At 69.7% G+C, this 15,105-nt stretch carries 17 protein-coding genes; 5 read left to right on the top strand and 12 right to left on the bottom strand.

The annotated features are described in order from the left end of the window. Positions 1–30: 30 nt before the first annotated feature. The 3 genes from AC1C2U_RS15670 to AC1C2U_RS15660 all read right to left on the bottom strand — a co-directional run bounded on the left by AC1C2U_RS15670 (position 31) and on the right by AC1C2U_RS15660 (position 2,642). Positions 31–963, bottom strand: coding sequence for a type IV toxin-antitoxin system AbiEi family antitoxin domain-containing protein (locus AC1C2U_RS15670; protein ID WP_495362687.1), 933 nt, complete (start codon positions 961–963; stop codon positions 31–33). A 270-nt stretch (positions 964–1,233) separates the two neighbouring features. Next, complete coding sequence (locus AC1C2U_RS15665) at positions 1,234–1,836, bottom strand: dihydrofolate reductase (RefSeq protein ID WP_495362686.1); 603 nt, start codon at positions 1,834–1,836, stop codon at positions 1,234–1,236. Then, the gene (locus AC1C2U_RS15660) at positions 1,833–2,642 is read right to left on the bottom strand and encodes a thymidylate synthase (protein WP_495362685.1); all 810 of its coding nucleotides are present in this window, start codon (positions 2,640–2,642) and stop codon (positions 1,833–1,835) included. The genes AC1C2U_RS15665 and AC1C2U_RS15660 overlap by 4 nt, the downstream gene beginning before the upstream one ends. Positions 2,643–2,772: 130 nt before the next feature. Between AC1C2U_RS15660 and AC1C2U_RS15655 the strand changes: the two genes are divergently transcribed. Genes AC1C2U_RS15655 through AC1C2U_RS15640 form a run of 4 tightly spaced genes read left to right on the top strand, consistent with a single transcriptional unit; the run spans position 2,773 to position 5,107 of the window. After that, entirely contained in the window at positions 2,773–3,213 is a 441-nt protein-coding gene (locus AC1C2U_RS15655; RefSeq protein ID WP_495362684.1) for a thioredoxin family protein, read from the top strand. Then, the gene (locus tag AC1C2U_RS15650; RefSeq protein WP_495362683.1) at positions 3,197–3,718 is read left to right on the top strand and encodes a DUF4395 domain-containing protein; all 522 of its coding nucleotides are present in this window, start codon (positions 3,197–3,199) and stop codon (positions 3,716–3,718) included. The genes AC1C2U_RS15655 and AC1C2U_RS15650 overlap by 17 nt, the downstream gene beginning before the upstream one ends. 54 nt (positions 3,719–3,772) lie before the next feature. Further along, complete coding sequence (locus AC1C2U_RS15645) at positions 3,773–4,198, top strand: OsmC family peroxiredoxin (protein WP_495362682.1); 426 nt, start codon at positions 3,773–3,775, stop codon at positions 4,196–4,198. Between the two features lie 3 nt (positions 4,199–4,201). Further along, complete coding sequence (locus AC1C2U_RS15640) at positions 4,202–5,107, top strand: TIGR01777 family oxidoreductase (RefSeq protein WP_495362681.1); 906 nt, start codon at positions 4,202–4,204, stop codon at positions 5,105–5,107. A gap of 41 nt (positions 5,108–5,148) precedes the next feature. On the opposite strand, the gene AC1C2U_RS15635 is transcribed toward AC1C2U_RS15640, so the two are convergent. Together AC1C2U_RS15635 and dapB are read right to left on the bottom strand one after the other, a co-directional pair. Continuing rightward, positions 5,149–5,607 (bottom strand): hypothetical protein, encoded by a 459-nt coding sequence (locus AC1C2U_RS15635; protein WP_495362680.1) that lies wholly within the window; start codon positions 5,605–5,607, stop codon positions 5,149–5,151. 90 nt (positions 5,608–5,697) lie between these two features. Next, complete coding sequence (dapB, locus tag AC1C2U_RS15630) at positions 5,698–6,450, bottom strand: 4-hydroxy-tetrahydrodipicolinate reductase (RefSeq protein ID WP_495362679.1); 753 nt, start codon at positions 6,448–6,450, stop codon at positions 5,698–5,700. 95 nt (positions 6,451–6,545) lie between these two features. Between dapB and AC1C2U_RS15625 the strand changes: the two genes are divergently transcribed. Further along, complete coding sequence (locus AC1C2U_RS15625) at positions 6,546–7,016, top strand: GNAT family N-acetyltransferase (protein WP_495362678.1); 471 nt, start codon at positions 6,546–6,548, stop codon at positions 7,014–7,016. A 114-nt stretch (positions 7,017–7,130) separates the two neighbouring features. Here the strand turns inward: AC1C2U_RS15625 and AC1C2U_RS15620 are convergent, their stop codons facing one another. The 7 genes from AC1C2U_RS15620 to AC1C2U_RS15590 all read right to left on the bottom strand — a co-directional run bounded on the left by AC1C2U_RS15620 (position 7,131) and on the right by AC1C2U_RS15590 (position 15,096). Further along, positions 7,131–7,733: a histidine phosphatase family protein gene (locus AC1C2U_RS15620; protein ID WP_495362677.1), complete on the bottom strand. Its 603-nt coding sequence runs from the start codon at positions 7,731–7,733 to the stop codon at positions 7,131–7,133. Positions 7,734–7,770: 37 nt separating this feature from the next. Next, complete coding sequence (locus AC1C2U_RS15615) at positions 7,771–9,156, bottom strand: M16 family metallopeptidase (protein WP_495362676.1); 1,386 nt, start codon at positions 9,154–9,156, stop codon at positions 7,771–7,773. A gap of 118 nt (positions 9,157–9,274) precedes the next feature. Beyond that, on the bottom strand, positions 9,275–10,381 hold the full coding sequence (locus tag AC1C2U_RS15610; protein ID WP_495362675.1) for an aldo/keto reductase: 1,107 nt from the start codon (positions 10,379–10,381) through the stop codon (positions 9,275–9,277). Positions 10,382–10,481: 100 nt separating this feature from the next. After that, entirely contained in the window at positions 10,482–11,297 is an 816-nt protein-coding gene (locus tag AC1C2U_RS15605; RefSeq protein ID WP_495362674.1) for an HpcH/HpaI aldolase/citrate lyase family protein, read from the bottom strand. Next, complete coding sequence (locus AC1C2U_RS15600; protein ID WP_495362673.1) at positions 11,294–11,854, bottom strand: MaoC family dehydratase; 561 nt, start codon at positions 11,852–11,854, stop codon at positions 11,294–11,296. Before AC1C2U_RS15600 ends, AC1C2U_RS15605 begins: the two co-directional genes overlap by 4 nt. A 9-nt stretch (positions 11,855–11,863) precedes the next feature. Beyond that, positions 11,864–13,024, bottom strand: coding sequence for an acyl-CoA dehydrogenase family protein (locus AC1C2U_RS15595; protein ID WP_495362672.1), 1,161 nt, complete (start codon positions 13,022–13,024; stop codon positions 11,864–11,866). 8 nt (positions 13,025–13,032) lie between these two features. Then, positions 13,033–15,096, bottom strand: a complete 2,064-nt coding sequence (locus tag AC1C2U_RS15590; RefSeq protein WP_495362671.1) for an acetyl/propionyl/methylcrotonyl-CoA carboxylase subunit alpha — start codon at positions 15,094–15,096, stop codon at positions 13,033–13,035. Between the last annotated feature and the right edge of the window lie 9 nt (positions 15,097–15,105).

Here is a 15,105-nt window from a genome sequence, read left to right as displayed (position 1 = left end):
TTGCGCGCCACACCGTCGAGCAGCGGCGAGTCAGGGGAATCGTCGTGCGACTCGTGAACGCAAATGCAGACCGCGGTCGACCTTGGCGAGGATCGCAGCCTCGACGATCGGCCAGTCGTGCACAATGAGCGCGTAGTCGAAGCGCAGCGTGTCGAAGCCGTGTGCCGCTGCGACCGTGTCTCGAACGAGGTCCTTGTGTCGTTTCGAGACCGCGGCTGCCCGCGCCGCAGCGTTCTCCAAGTTCTCCACCATCGCAGCCGCGTCGAAGCCATCGACGTGATTGCGTTTGCCATCGACCTCGAGGATGAGCCGATCGCCCAGCACGAAATCCACCCGGCCGACACCCGGGATCTCGACTTGAGAGACGAGGTCGATCCCATGGGCGTGGAGTCGCAGCCGGAGAACGGACTCGAGTCCGCTGTCGGCGTTCCACCGTGCGAAATCGACGAGCCAACGGTGCACGGCCGGGATCCGACTCCGGATCCGAGCGAGTGACGCGCGAGTCAGAAATCGTTTCCGCATCGCCGACTCGAGCGCGACGAAGAACTCTTCCCCGCCACGGCATCCGAGCAGCTGTACCAGCGCGTCATCGAGTCCTGTCATTCCGCCATTCACCGTCGAAGCCGCCCAGTGCGTGACGCAGACGCATCCGTCGTGCCGACGTCGTCGACCAGTGGGCGACATCGCGACGTGCGCGGCATCCGGCTCGCTCAGGATCCACAGGCCGGCCGCGCGCACTCGGCTCAGACAGCCGAGCAGGCCACCGTGGCGGATCGCCGTCTGCACGTCGTGCGGAAGATCAGGCACGGCGTACACGCCCTCGCGCAACCGAACGACCTCACCGTTTCGAACCGCCACGCCGAGCGAGTACGCATCGACGCCGAGTGCGGCGAGCTCTGATGTGCGAGCCACCCCGCCGAGATCGAAGCAGTGTCGGCGAATCGTGGCAGCGGGAATCGGCATGCGAGGAGCCTGGCGCGACCGGCGCGACCAGCACCCCGAGATTCGAGGACGGTGGACGAAGCGACCGGATCGTCGAGTGTGGAGGAGGAGTGGGTGCACGAGTCGCACGACGATTCGTTCGCCACGCCGCCGCGGCCGGGCGCGCCGGCAGATTCATCGTGCAACTCGCGAAACGCACACGGAGCGCACAAGCCCCGGGCACGCAGGGCGGGGCGGACACGCGGGTCGGGGCGGGCACGCAGGGCGGGCATGCTCGCGAACGGGCACGGGTCAGTCGCGGGTGTAGGTGAGGAAGCGGTAGGCGAGGCCGGTGCGGGAGGTGTGCGCGCCGTCGGCCGGGTCAGCGGCGAGCAACCGCCACGATCCGTCGATCGGCGGGGCGAGCGCGTCACCGGCGACGTCAGCCTCGATGCGGGTGACCTCGAGCCGGTCGGCCCGGTCGATGGTCTGCCGGTAGATCTCGGCCCCGCCGATGACCCAGATGCGTCGGTCGACATCGGCAGCGGATGCCTCGAGCTCGCGTTCGGCGAGCGCGAGCGCTTCATCGACGGACCCGGCCCGGCGGGCACCGTCTGCGACCCACACCTCGTCGCGCGTCACCACGAGGTTCGCCCGCCCGGCGAGCGGCCGGAACCTCGGCGGGAGCGAGTCCCAGGTCTTGCGGCCCATCACGACAGGGTTGCCGAGCGTCAGCGCCTTGAAATGCGCGAGGTCTTCGGGCAGGTGCCAGGGCATCACCCCGCCTGCACCGATGACTCCGCCGCGAGCTTCAGCCCAGATCAGCCCGATGCGCGTCGCGCCAAGCGCCTCGGCGCCGGCATCCGCGTTCGCGTTCGCGGCACTCGAGGCCGACGCGGCATCCGCTTCGCTCATACCGCGACAGCGGCGCGGATCGGCGGGTGGTGCTGGTAGCCCTCGACGATGAAGTCGTCGAACTCGTAGTCGAAGATCGAGTCGGGGGTGCGCGCGAACCGCAACGTCGGCGGCGCGAAGGGCTCGCGCTCGAGCTGGAGCTTCACCTGCTCGACGTGGTTGTCGTAGATGTGGCAGTCGCCGCCGGTCCAGACGAAGTCGCCGACCTCGAGGCCGGTCTGCGCAGCGACCATGTGCGTGAGCAACGCGTAGGAGGCGATATTGAAGGGCACACCGAGGAAGAGGTCGGCGCTGCGCTGGTACAGCTGGCACGAGAGCCTGCCGTCGGCGACGTAGAACTGGAACAGGGCATGGCATGGCGCGAGTGCCATGTCGGGAATGTCGGCCGGGTTCCACGCCGAGACTATGAGGCGGCGCGAGTCGGGGTTCGTGCGGATCTGCTCGATCACCTGCGAGATCTGGTCGATCGTCTCACCCGACGGCGTCGGCCACGAACGCCACTGCACGCCGTACACGGGGCCGAGTTCGCCCGCGGCATCGGCCCATTCGTCCCAGATGGTGACACCGTGATCGCGCAACCAGCCGACGTTCGATGAGCCCTGCAGGAACCACAGCAGTTCGTAGGCGATCGACTTGAAGTGCACGCGTTTGGTGGTCACGAGCGGGAAGCCCGCCGCGAGGTCGAACCGCAACTGGCGCCCGAACACGCTGCGCGTGCCGGTGCCCGTGCGGTCGGTCTTGACCGTGCCGTGCTCGAGCACGTCGCGCAGCAGGTCTTCGTACGGTGTGGGAATCGTCTCGGCCATCCCATCAAGGCTAACGCGGGCCGGCGACAACAGGGCTGAGGCGGGCCAGTAGATGAGCGGATGCCGCGAGCCGCCGTCATCCTCGGTCACACGCCCCCGGGCGCACCGGCTGCTGCGTACGCTCAACCACATGGATTGGCTCACCGCCCTCGCGACGGCCGCCGCGCTGCTCGTGGCCGCGACGACGGCCGGTCTCGCGTGGCGCTCGCGGCAGGGCGGCACCCGGCAGGGATCGGGCGACACGGTCCGACCGGGCGAGCTCGGTGTCGAGGCGTTCGGCGAACGCGCCACGCTCGTGCAGTTCTCGACCGAGTTCTGCGCTCGCTGCCCGGCGACGGGCCGTCTGCTCGGGCAGATCGCGCATGAGCACGAAGGCGCAGCCCACATCGTCGTCGATCTCACACATCGGCCCGACCTCGCCGGCCGCTTCCGGGTGACCGAAACCCCCACGACCCTCATGCTCGACGGCGAAGGCGCGATCCGCGCGCGCGTCACCGGCCTGCCGCGTGCCGCGGCGGTGCGGGAACGACTCGACGAGCTCCTGAGGAGCAGCAGTGCCATCTCACACTGACCCAACGACGGCGCCCGCCGACCAGTCGGCGTCCGCCGGAGCCGCGGCATCCGCCCGCGGCACCCAGGGCATCGACCCTCGCGGCCCGCGCTTCGGGGCTGCGATCACCGCGACCTTGCTGCTCATCACCGTGGTGCTTGCCGTCGCCGGCGCGACCGACGCGGCGTTCTGGCTGCTCGTGGCGATCACGCTGCTGTTCGCGTGGGGTGCGTTCGCCGGCATCCGGCGGCACCCGTTCGGCCTGATCTTCGCGACGCTCGTGCGTCCGCGACTCGCACCGCCGATCGAGCTCGAAGATCCGCGTCCGCCGACGTTCGCGCAGGGCATCGGCTTCGCCGTCGCGGTCGCCGGAGTCATCCTGTCCCTTCTCGGCCTGTCGAACGCGGTGCCGATCGCCGCGGCGATCGCGTTCGTCGCGGCGTTCCTCAACGCCGCGTTCGACTTCTGCTTGGGGTGCCAGATCCACCTACTCCTCGCGCGGGCGCGGATCGTCGCTCGAAGCTGACCGTCAGGCACGCGCGCCGCTAGGCTGGAAACCCGGCTCGACTAGGAGGACCACATGGCAGTCACGAGTGAAGCGACCACCGTCTGGAAGGGCACGCTCTTCGAGGGATCGGGCGACGTCGCCCTCGACTCCTCGGGTCTGGCCAGCTTCCCGGTCAACTGGAAGGCCCGCTCCGAGGGCGCAGCCGGAACGACGAACCCCGAAGAACTGCTCGCGGCGGCCCACTCCTCGTGCTTCTCGATGGCCCTCTCGCTCGGGCTCGCCCAAGGGGGCACACCGGCCGAGAGCATCCAGACCACGGCGGCAGTCACATTCGAGGCTGGCAAGGGCGTGCTCGGCAGTCACCTGCTCGTGAGCGCCCGAGTGCCCGGCCTGACCGAAGAGCAGTTCGAGGTGCTCGCCGAAGACGCGAAGAAGAACTGTCCGATCTCCCAGGCGCTCGCCGGCATCCCCATCACGATCGAAGCCGAACTCGCCTGACTGATGCGCGTACTCGTCGCCGGCGCATCCGGATTCATCGGCACCGCGCTCGTCGGCAGACTGACCGCTGACGGGCACGAGGTGGTGCGCCTCGTGCGCCGTCGCGCGCAAGGGCCCGACGAGGCGGCGTGGTCGCCCGCGGCCGGCATCATCGACTTCACCGTCATGGATCGGGTCGATGCGGTCGTGAACCTCTCGGGTGCCTCACTTGCGCGGCTTCCGTGGACGAAGTCGTACCGCGACGAGATCCTCGAGTCGCGCATCACGGCGACGCGCACGCTCGCCGACGCGATGCGCAAGGCACGGCGCCCGCCCGCCGTGTTCCTCAACGCCTCGGCGGTCGGCTACTACGGCAACCGGCCCGGCGAGCTCCTCACCGAGTATTCGAGCCCGGGCTCCGGCTTCCTCGCCGAAGTCGTCGCCCGGTGGGAGGCCGCGGCACAGCTCGCGCCGGAAGAGACCCGCACCGTCGTCTTCCGCACCGGGGTCGTCGTCGGCCATGGCGGTGCGTTGAAACGGGTCGGCATGCTGACCCGGCTCGGGGTCTCTGGGCGCCTCGGCACCGGTGGCCAGCACTGGCCCTGGGTCGCGCTCGACGACGAGGTCGGCGCACTCGTGCACCTGCTCGGCTCACCCGTCTCAGGCGCCGTCAACGTCGTCGGGCCCACACCGGCGACGGCCGATCGGGTGATGACCGCGATGGCCGAACGCATGCGGCGCCCCTATGTCTTCGGTGTGCCCGAGCGCCTGCTCGAAATCGCGCTCGGGCGCGCCGCCGACGAGCTGCTACTCGCGAGCCAGAAGGTGCGACCGCAGCGACTCATCGACGACGGCTACCGTTTTCAGCACACGACGGTCGAGTCGGCGCTCGACGCGATGCTCAGTGCGCCGCACGCCCCGGTTGGCTAACCGCGGGCAGAGACCGCACGGGTGCAGTCCATACGGGGCGCTCAGCGCTCGGAGCGCTCGGCGCGCTCGGCGCGATCCAGTTCGATGGCCTGCCGCACGGCCTGCCTTGCGTTTCGGCGGTCGCCCGCGGCGTCGTAGGCGAGGCCGAGTCGGAGCGCCGACCTCCATGACCCGGGCTCAGCGACTGCTGCGGCCCGGAACCCATCGAGTGCCGCAACGGCAGCTGCACGCTCAGGGCGGCCACTCGGCATGAGCGGCAGCTGCAGGTCGAGGCCGCCCTCGGCGTCGAGACGCTTCACGAGGGCCTGCGAGCCGATGCCGAACGAGAGCTCTCGCCAGAGCGCCCAGATGGCGATGAGCGGCAGCAGCAGGAGCGCAACACCCATGGCGATCGCGATCGGTTCGCCGGTGGCCATGAACTGCACCGCACGCCAGCCCGCGAGCACGAGGTAGACGACGAGGAGCGCGGCCATGATGAGCGCGCCGATCTTCTTGGTCATCGCTTGGTCTTCCCGGTCATCGGCTGGCGCCCGGCACGCCGATGTCGAGCAGCTTGTCGAGCCCGACCGTGACACCAGATGACTTCTCGGTCATCGGCTGGCGCCCGGCACGCCGAGGTCGAGCAGCTTGTCGAGCCCGACCGTGACACCGGATGCCGCGGGAGCACTGCGCAGGGCGAGCAGGATGCCGGCCTCGTATGAGCTCGGCGAGAGCGTCGAGTGGGTGATCGTGAGGGTCTCTCCGTCGCCTCCGAAGATGACGCGCTGCTCGGCCGAAACGCCCGACATGCGCAGGCTGTGCACGGGCACGCCGCTCACGAGCTGCCCGCGAGCGCGCTGATCGGCGTGGGGAGCCGCGACCGGCCCGCCTCGACCACGGGCATCGCCGATGAGCTCTGCCGTGCGTACGGCCGTGCCCGACGGCGAGTCGACCTTGCCGGCGTGGTGCGCCTCGACGATCTCGATCGAGTCGAAGTAGGGAGCCGCGAGGGCAGCGAAGGCGGTGCCGAGCACGCTGCCGATCGAGAAGTTCGGAATGAACAGCACCGCGCCAGCGTCGGCATGACCGCGCACGAATGCCGAGATGCCGGCGATGCGATCGCTCGACCAGCCCGAGGTGCCGACGACGATCGGAATACCGGCCCCGGCCGCGAACTCGACGATCTCGGCGCTCGCGCCGGGGTGCGTGACATCGAGGGCGACATCGGCGCCCAGCATGAGGTCGAGGCTCGAGCGGGAGTCGAGCGCTGCGTGGAGTTCGAGATCGTCGGACTCCTCGATCAGTCGAACGGCCAGTTGCCCCATCTTGCCTGTGGCCCCGGCCACGGCGACCCGTATCGTCACGGCTTCACCCTAGCAAGCGCACATGCGGGCACCGGCTGCCTCGGGGTGGCGCCTGGCCGCGGCATCCGCTGCCCTCGCTCAAATAGTGTGGGTGCATGCTGCGCTTCCGAGACGCCCTCGTCACCGACGCCGACGCGCACGCGCTGCTCGGCGCCTACTTCGCCGAACGCGCCGCCGGGTTTCCCTCTTCGCAGGGCGAGTACCGGCCGGCATGGCCTGGCGCGGCGCAGTTCACTCCTCCGATGGGCGTCTTCGTACTCGCGGTCGACGAGTCTGGTGCGGCGGTCGGATGCGGCGGTGTGCGACGCCTGCAGCAGCGCCATGGCAGCTTCGAGGTGAAGCATCTCTGGCTCGCGCCGGCAGCGCGCGGAGCGGGCGAGGGGCGGCGACTGCTCCGAGAACTCGAGCGGCGGGCGAGCACGTTCGGGGCGCACGAGCTCGTGCTCGACACGAATGCGAGCCTCGAGGCCGCGGGCGGGCTCTACCGGTCGAGCGGCTACGTCGAGATCGAGCCGTACAACGAGAACCCCAACGCGACGCACTGGTTCGGCAAGCACCTGATCTGAGGCGAGCGACTGGCATCAGCGGCGTGCCGCCGGCTCGCTTCGACGGGCTCAGCGAACCTCACAGCAGGCCCAGCGAACCTCAGAGCAGGCCCGCATCGACAGGCTCAGCGAGCCTCAGAGCGCGTAGGGCTCCGGCAACCCCGTACGAAGCTCGGGCGGCAGGTGCGCGATGTCGTTGTGCGCGACGAGACTCCACGGACGGCCGGGCCTCTGCGTGAGCACGGTCAACGCGCAGTTCGCCTGGTTGAGCGAGACCCATCGCCAGTCGGGGGCACCCAGCACCTCGCGCACGAACCACCCGATCACGAAGTTGTGGGTGATCAGCAGCTCGTGCCGGTCTTCACGATGCGAACGGAGGAACTCCGCGGCCGCATCGGCCATCTGCGCACTGCCGGCCTCGATCTCGGCCTCGGTGACCGAACCGAAGAACGGATCGTACGCCTTCGGCGTCTCGGGAGCGGGCCCAGACGGAACGCAGTCGAAGAGCAGCGCCGACGGTTCAGGGTTCAGGGCCGGCATCTTCGCCGCGATGATCGCTGCCGTCTCGGTCGCCCGCTGCAGCGGCGAGTGCCAGGCGTCGTCGAACGGCACCCCGCCGAGTCGCTCCGCGAGGAGTTCGGCCTGACGACGACCGCGCGGCGAGAGGGGCCCGTCGGGCAGGCCGTGCTCGGCGTCGAGCTGCTCGCCATGCCGGACGAGATAGAGATGGTTGGCCACAGGTATCGGTTCCTCTGTTGCAGGTCGGGTGTCGCGCTCAGGCGACGTCGGAGCTCGAGGCGACCGCATCGGTCGCACCGGTGAATGCCGATTCGTCGATCGCGCCGACGGCAACGAGCGAGAACGGGCGGGCGATGAGGTCTGCGGCGAGACGTTGCACGTCGTCAACGGTGACGAGTGCGATGCGCCGCAGTGCCTCATCGAGGTCGGCGAACTCGCCGAGGGTCAATTCGGCCCGGCCGAGCCGGGACATCCGCGTGTCCGAGTCTTCGAGTGCGAGCGCCGAGGCACCCGCGAGTTGACCGGATGCGCGGCGGAGTTCATCGGCGGTCACTCCGTGCTCGGCGAGGCGTTCGAGCTCGGCGCGCATGAGCTCGGCGACGACGCCCGCCTTCGCGGGTGCGCAGCCGGCGTACATGCCGAAGAGCCCTGCGTCGGAGTAGCCGGGAGCGAAGGAGTAGACGGAGTACGCGAGGCCGCGGCGTTCGCGCACCTGCTGGAAGAGCCGGGACGACATGCCGGATCCGAAGATCGCGTTCAGCACGCTCATCGTGGGGCGTCGATCGTCGGTTGCGACGAGGCCCGGCACCCCGAGCAGGAGGTTCACCTGCTCGGTGGGGCGTGCCACGACCGTGAGTGCCGAGCCGGCCTCGAGTACGACGGGCTCGACCGGCCGACGGTCGACCGGTGATGCCGTCACCGACAGGTCCCATCCGGCCGTGGCGAGTGCCCGGTCGAGCTCGGCGAGGAGCAAGTCGTGGTCAACAGCGCCGGCGACGGTGACGACGAGGTCTTGCGGCCTGTAGTTCGCCCGGTAGTGCTCCCACACTCCGTCGCGGGTGGCTCCGCGGATAGTCTCGGGGTGGCCGCCAATGGGTCGGCCGAGGGGATGGCGGCCGAGCACCGATTCGAAGAAGCGCTCGTTCGCGACATCGCCGGGGTCGTCGCCTGCCATCGACAACTCTTCGAGGATGACGCCGCGCTCGCTCTCAAACTCGACCGGGTCGAGGAGAGAGGAGGTGAACATGTCGGCGAGCACGGCGACGGCCATCGGCAAGTCGCGGTCTTGCACCTTCGCGTAGTAGCACGTGTACTCCTTCGCGGTGAGCGCATTGTGCTCGCCGCCGACGGCGTCGAAGGAGATGGCGATGTCGAGAGCCGACCGCGTCGTCGTGCCCTTGAAGAGGAGGTGTTCGAGGAAGTGCGTGGATCCGTACGTCCCGGGGTGCGCGGCATCCGATCGCTGCTCGTCTCGAGAGCCGACCGCGACCCAGAACCCGATCGTGACGCTGCGGCTGCCCGGCACCTGTTCGCTGAGCACCCGAACCCCCGAGGGGAGCACACTGCGCCGAATTCGCGCGTCTCCTGCTGCCGTGAAAGAGAGTTCGGCCTGGCCGAGTGGGAGGTCAACGGCGCCGTTCATCCCGCTCAGCCTATGCCACGCTCGGCGGAAGTGCTCGGGCGACATCCACTCGGTCGTCGGGCGACGTCGCACTTCGCCCCGATCGACGTCATCGACGTCATCGACGTCGTCTGCGTCGTCAGGCCGAGGCGCGGTCGAGCTCGACGATCTCCGAACGCGCCAGTTCGACGGATGCCGCGGCCACGAGCGCATCTACCTGCTCTGGCCTGCTCGCACTGACGACCGGGGCGGCCACGGTGGGCTTGGCGAGCAGCCAGGCGAGGGCGATCGCCGCGGGCTGCACTCCGTGTGCGAACGCGACCTCGTCGACGGCGGCGAGCACCCGGTGCCCGCGTCGCCCGAGGTGGCGCGCCTGGCGTTCGCCGCGGGCGTCGTGGCGAACATCGGCACGACGGCGCAACTGGCCGCCGAGGAATCCGTTGGCAAGACCGAAGTAGGGCATCACCGCGAGCCCTTGCGCGTGCGCAACGAGCTCGGGAGCGCCCTCGAAGGGGCGGCGATCCATCAGGTTGTACTTCGTCGTGTACGCCTGGAACCGGGGCAGGCCGTTGGCGGCGAGCACTCTCGCCTCGATGAGGCGTTCCGGTGTGAAGTCGGCCGCGCCGATCGCGCCGACCTTGCCGGCCGAGATGAGGGCGTCGACGGCGCCAAGGCTCTCTTCGAGCGGCACGTCGCGGTCATCGCCGTGGAAGTAGAGCAGGTCGATGCGGTCGATGCCGAGGCGCAGGAGCGAGTCGTCGACGGCCGCGACGAGTTCGGCCGGCGCGAGCCCGCGGTGGTCGGGGTGATGGCCGACCTTCGTCATGACTGCCATGCGGTCGCGCGTGCCGCGGGCGGCCATCCACTTGCCGATGATCGACTCGCTGCGGCCCGCGGCGTAACTGTCGGCCGTGTCGAGGAGCGCGCCGCCGACCCCTGCGAAGCGATCGAGCACCTCGAAGGCCTGCTCGGTGCTGAGGGTCCAGCCGAAGGTGCTGCCGCCGAGCGCCAGCGGGTGAACATTCAGCCCCGTATCGCCGATCGTGGCGCGCCGCGCCACCATGATGGGACCGGAGAGCGAGTTCGTCGCGACCGCCTCGACGTGGAGCCCCTCGAACGTCGTCGTGAACTCGTCGTGCGGCATCGTCTCAGCCGGCATCGTCTCAGCCGGCATCGTCTCGGCCAACGCGAGCGTTGCCCCTCCGGCGCTCGTCGCGTGCGCCCGGTATAGGTGTCGTCGTGCCACGCTCCCCTCCTCCCCAGGATTGACTCCGAGAATACGGGTGGATACGTGCTCGGGGTTTGCGATCCGTGGAACGGCGGGTGAACTGTTACCGAATTGTTCTTCACGCTCCTGCGCGGCGCACGAGCGCCTCGGCCTGCCGCAGCAGCGGCGCATCGACCATTCCGCCCCTGAAAGCGAACACCCCGGGCTCGTTCTCGGCTGCGGCGAGCACCGCGCGCGCCCACTCGAGTCGATCGGCGTCTGGCCGGAACGCCTCGCGCACGACGTCGACCTGCGAGGGGTGGATGCACGCCGTGGCGGCGAAGCCGACGGCAGCGGCATCCTCGGCCTCGGCCCGCAGCCCATCGAGGTCGGCGATCTCGAGGTGCACCGTATCGATCGCGGCGATGCCGTGCGCGGCCGCGGCGAGGCACACCTGGGACCTGGCATGCCTCGCCACGTCGCGGTAGCGGCCGTCGGCGAACCGGCTCGACGATCCGCCGAGCGAGGCGACGAGGTCTTCGGCGCCCCACATGAGCGCCGAGACGTTCGGGATCGCCGCGATGTCGTTCGCCGCGAGTACGCCCTTCGCCGTCTCGCACAGGGCGATGACCTCGAAGTCGGCGAGGTCGACGAGATCGGCAGTACCCTCGCACTTCGCGAGCATCACGGTGCGGTATCCGGTCTCGGCGAGGGCCGCGAGATCGTCGGCGAAGTGCGGGCCGGATGCGGGGTTCAGGCGCAGGATCACCCGCTCGGGATCGAGTGGTGTGCCCAGGAGCGCGAGCCGCGCGCTGTGCTTCGCCTCATCGGCGACGGCATCTTCGAGGTCGAGGATCACGGCGTCGGCGCGTCCGAGCGCCTTCACGTAGCGGTCGGGGCGGTCGGCCGGGCAGAAGAGCAGGGCCGGGCCGAAGCGGAACGGCGGATGCGTCATCCGCTCGTCTCCTCGTCGGCGGCATCGGCCACTCCGGCCGCCATCCGCCCGCCGGCGATCGCCGCCTGACGCTCCCCCGAATCTCGGAACCACACGAGCGTCGAACGGGTCGCGTGTGCGACCTCGACGCCGTGCTGGTTGCGTCCGATGTGGCGCAGCGTCACGATGCCCTGCCCCGGCCGCGACGTCGACGGCCGCGTCGCGACGATGACGGTCTCGCTGTAGAGCGTGTCGCCGTGGAACAGCGGCGCAGGGAACGCGACCTCGGCGAAGCCCAGGTTCGCGACGATCGTGCCCTGCGTGAGCTGGGCGACGGATGCCCCGACGATCGTCGCGAGCGTGAACATCGAGTTGACGAGCCGCTGACCGAACGGCTGGGTCTCGGCCCACGCCGCATCGAGGTGGAGCGCCTGCGTGTTCATGGTGAGCGTCGTGAACAGCACGTTGTCGGCCTCGGTGACCGTGCGGCCCGGGCGGTGCAGGTAGCGGGTGCCCGGTTCGAACTCCTCGAACCAGAGCCCGCGCTCCACGACCTCACGCATCGGAACATCCGTCATGGTGACCTCCTAGTCGAGGCCCAGCTCACGCGCGATGACCATGAGCTGCACCTCGTTCGTGCCCTCGCCGATCTCGAGGATCTTCGAGTCACGGTAGTGCCTTGCTACGAGGCTCTCGTTCATGAAACCCATGCCGCCGAAGATCTGGGTGGCATCGCGTGAGTTGAGCATGGCGGCGTCGCTCGAGACGAGCTTCGCCATCGCGGCCTCCTTCTTGAACGGGAGACCCGCGTCGACACGCCGAGCGGCGTCGTGCCAGGCGAGGCGGGACGTGTACACGCGCGCCTGCATCTGAGCGATCATGAAGGCGATGTACTGATGCGAGGCGATGGGCACGCCGAAGACGTTGCGCGTCTTCGCGTACGCGAGCGCCTCGTCGAGGCAGCCCTGTGCGACGCCCGTCGAAAGGGCGGCGATCGCGACGCGGCCCTCGTCGAGCGTGCGCAGGAAGTTGGCGAAGCCGCGGCCCCGATCGCCGAGCAGGTTGGCGGAGGGCACCCGCACGTCGTCGAACGTCAGCGGGTGGGTGTCGGAGGCGCGCCAACCCGACTTGTCGTATCCCGGCCCTACGGTGAATCCGGGCGTGCCGTTCGGGACGATGATCGTCGACAGCTCTTTCGAGATCGAGCCGTCGGGCCGCGACCGCTCACCCGTCACGGCGGTGACGGTGACGAACTTGGTGATCGGCGTGCCCGAGTTGGTGATGAACTGCTTCGAGCCGTTGATGACCCATTCGTCTCCGTCGAGCACCGCCGTCGTGCGCGTGGCGCCGGCATCGGAACCGGCCTCGGATTCCGTGAGGCCGAACCCGGCGAGCGAGCGTCCGGCCACGAGGTCGGGCAGGTATTCGGCCTTCTGCTCATCGGTTCCGTGACGGAAGATCGGCATGGCCCCTAGCCCGACGGCGGCCTCGAGGGTGATCGCAATGGACTGGTCGACACGGGCGAGGGCCTCGATCGCGAGCCCCAGCGCCATGTAGTCGCCGCCCTGGCCACCATGCTCCTCGGGGAACGGCAGGCCGAAGAGGCCGAGTTCGCCCATCTGTGCGACAACGTCCATCGACAGCGTGTGCGTGCGGTCGGCCTCGTACGACTGGGGTGCGACCACAGTGTCGGCGAACTCGCAGACCATGTCGTACAGCTGCTGTTCCTCGGGGCTCAGGTCGTGCATGGTGCTCCTCATTCCTGGTGGGATGTGTGTGCGACGGCGCCCTCGTGAGGGCCGTCGGTCGACTCGGCGGATGCCATCGGGTGCGGCTCGATGCGTGCGACCGCTTGGTCACGACCCACGAGGTCGCCCACGGCGACGTTGAGTCGCACGGTGCCGCCGAGTGCGGCGACGACGCGGTGCTCCATCTTCATCGCCTCGATGGCGACGATGGCGTCGCCGGTCTCGACGGTGTCGCCATCCATGGCGAGCACCGCGGTGACCGTTCCCGGCATCGGTGCGCGCAGCTCGGGGTCGGCGGCGAGACTGCCTCCGCGTTCGATCCCGGCGCGGCGTTGTTCGGCGTGGGCACGACGATCGATGCGCACGAAGGCAGCCGACTCTCCATCGCGGTGCACCCAGACGGCACCATCGTCGTCGACCCGGACCACCGTTTCGCTGGGGCGGGCGGGGTCGGCGCCGTCGGGCTGCACCACGACCGGGCGCACGTCGTGCGGATGATCCCGCGGGGCGAGCAGCACCTCGGTTGGGCGCACGGATCCCGGACGCCAGCCCGTGGCTGACTGCCAGGCCCTCGGCCCTGCGGCGGTCGACGCGAACCGGTCGGCGCCCTCGTCACGCGCGAACGCACGCGCAGCCGCGTCGACGAGTGCGGGCGACAGGTCGGCGTGGTCGAGCTCGGGCAGCCGGTCGATGAGTCCGGTGTCGAGGTCGCCCGAGCGCACCGCGGTGTCTGCGAGCAGGCGCCGGAGGAAGGCGATGTTCGTGTCGACGCCGAGCAGGACGGTGTCGGCGAGTGCGCAGTCGAGTCGGTCGAGGGCCTGTGCGCGATCGGCGCCGTATGCGATCACCTTGGCGATCATCGGGTCGTAGTGGGCGGTGATCTCGAGGCCTTCGTCGATGCCCGCGTCGACTCGCACGCCCTCGCCCGCCGGGGCTCGCCATGCGAGCACCGTGCCTGTGGACGGGAGAAAGCCGCGGTGCGGGGTCTCCGCATAGACGCGCGCCTCGATTGCGTGCCCGTGCAGCTGGATCTCCTCCTGCGTGAAGGCGAGCGGCTCGCCCGAGGCGATGCGAAGCTGCTGCTCCACGAGGTCGATACCGGTCACGAGCTCCGTGACGGGATGCTCGACTTGGAGCCGGGTGTTCATCTCGATGAAGAAGAACTCGTCGGGCGCGACATCCGACACCAGGAACTCGACCGTGCCCGCACCCAGGTAGTCGACGCTGCGGGCCGCATCGCACGCGGCCCGTCCGATACGTGACCGCGCCGCGGTGTCGAGCAGCGGCGAGGGCGACTCCTCGATGACCTTCTGGTGCCGGCGCTGCAGGGAGCATTCGCGCTCGCCGAGGTGCACCACGGTGCCGTGCGCGTCGGCGAGCACCTGAACCTCGATATGCCGGGGTCGCTCGATGAGCCGCTCGATGAGCAGCGTGTCGTCTCCGAAGGCGGCGAGTGCGATGCGGCGAGCCGCGGGCAGTGCGGCGGCGAGTTCCTCGGCATCGCGGGCGACCTGCATGCCCTTGCCGCCGCCGCCAGCCGACGGCTTCACGAGCACCGGGAATCCGACGGGCCCGGCAGCAGCGAGCAACGCAGCGTCGTCGAGGGTCGGGTCGGCGACGCCCGGCACCGTCGGTACCCCCGACTCCTCGACGTGCTGCTTCGCACGGATCTTGTCGCCCATGACGTCGAGCGCCTCGATGCCCGGCCCCACGAATACCAACCCGGCGTCACGGCATGCCCGGGCGAAGCCGGCATGCTCTGAGAGGAACCCGTAACCCGGGTGCACCGCCTCGGCGCCGGTCTCGAGGGCGGCGGCGATGATGCGCTCGGGGTCGAGATAACTCTCGGTCGCAGGCGCCGGACCGATGCGCACGGCCTCGTCGGCGAGCCGCACGTGCGGCGCGTCGGCATCGGCATCGGAGTAGACGGCGATCGAGCGGATGCCGAGGCGGCGCAGCGTGCGGATGACGCGAACGGCGATCTCGCCGCGGTTTGCGACGAGCACTCGGGCGAAGGGGCGCGGCGCCGAGGAGTGCAGCTTCGGCTCCGATGCTGGATCGGGCGAGCTCATGAGCGTGAC

The organism is Agromyces sp. Y575, assembly GCF_059445445.1.
This window is presented reverse-complemented; position numbering and strand designations above follow the sequence as displayed.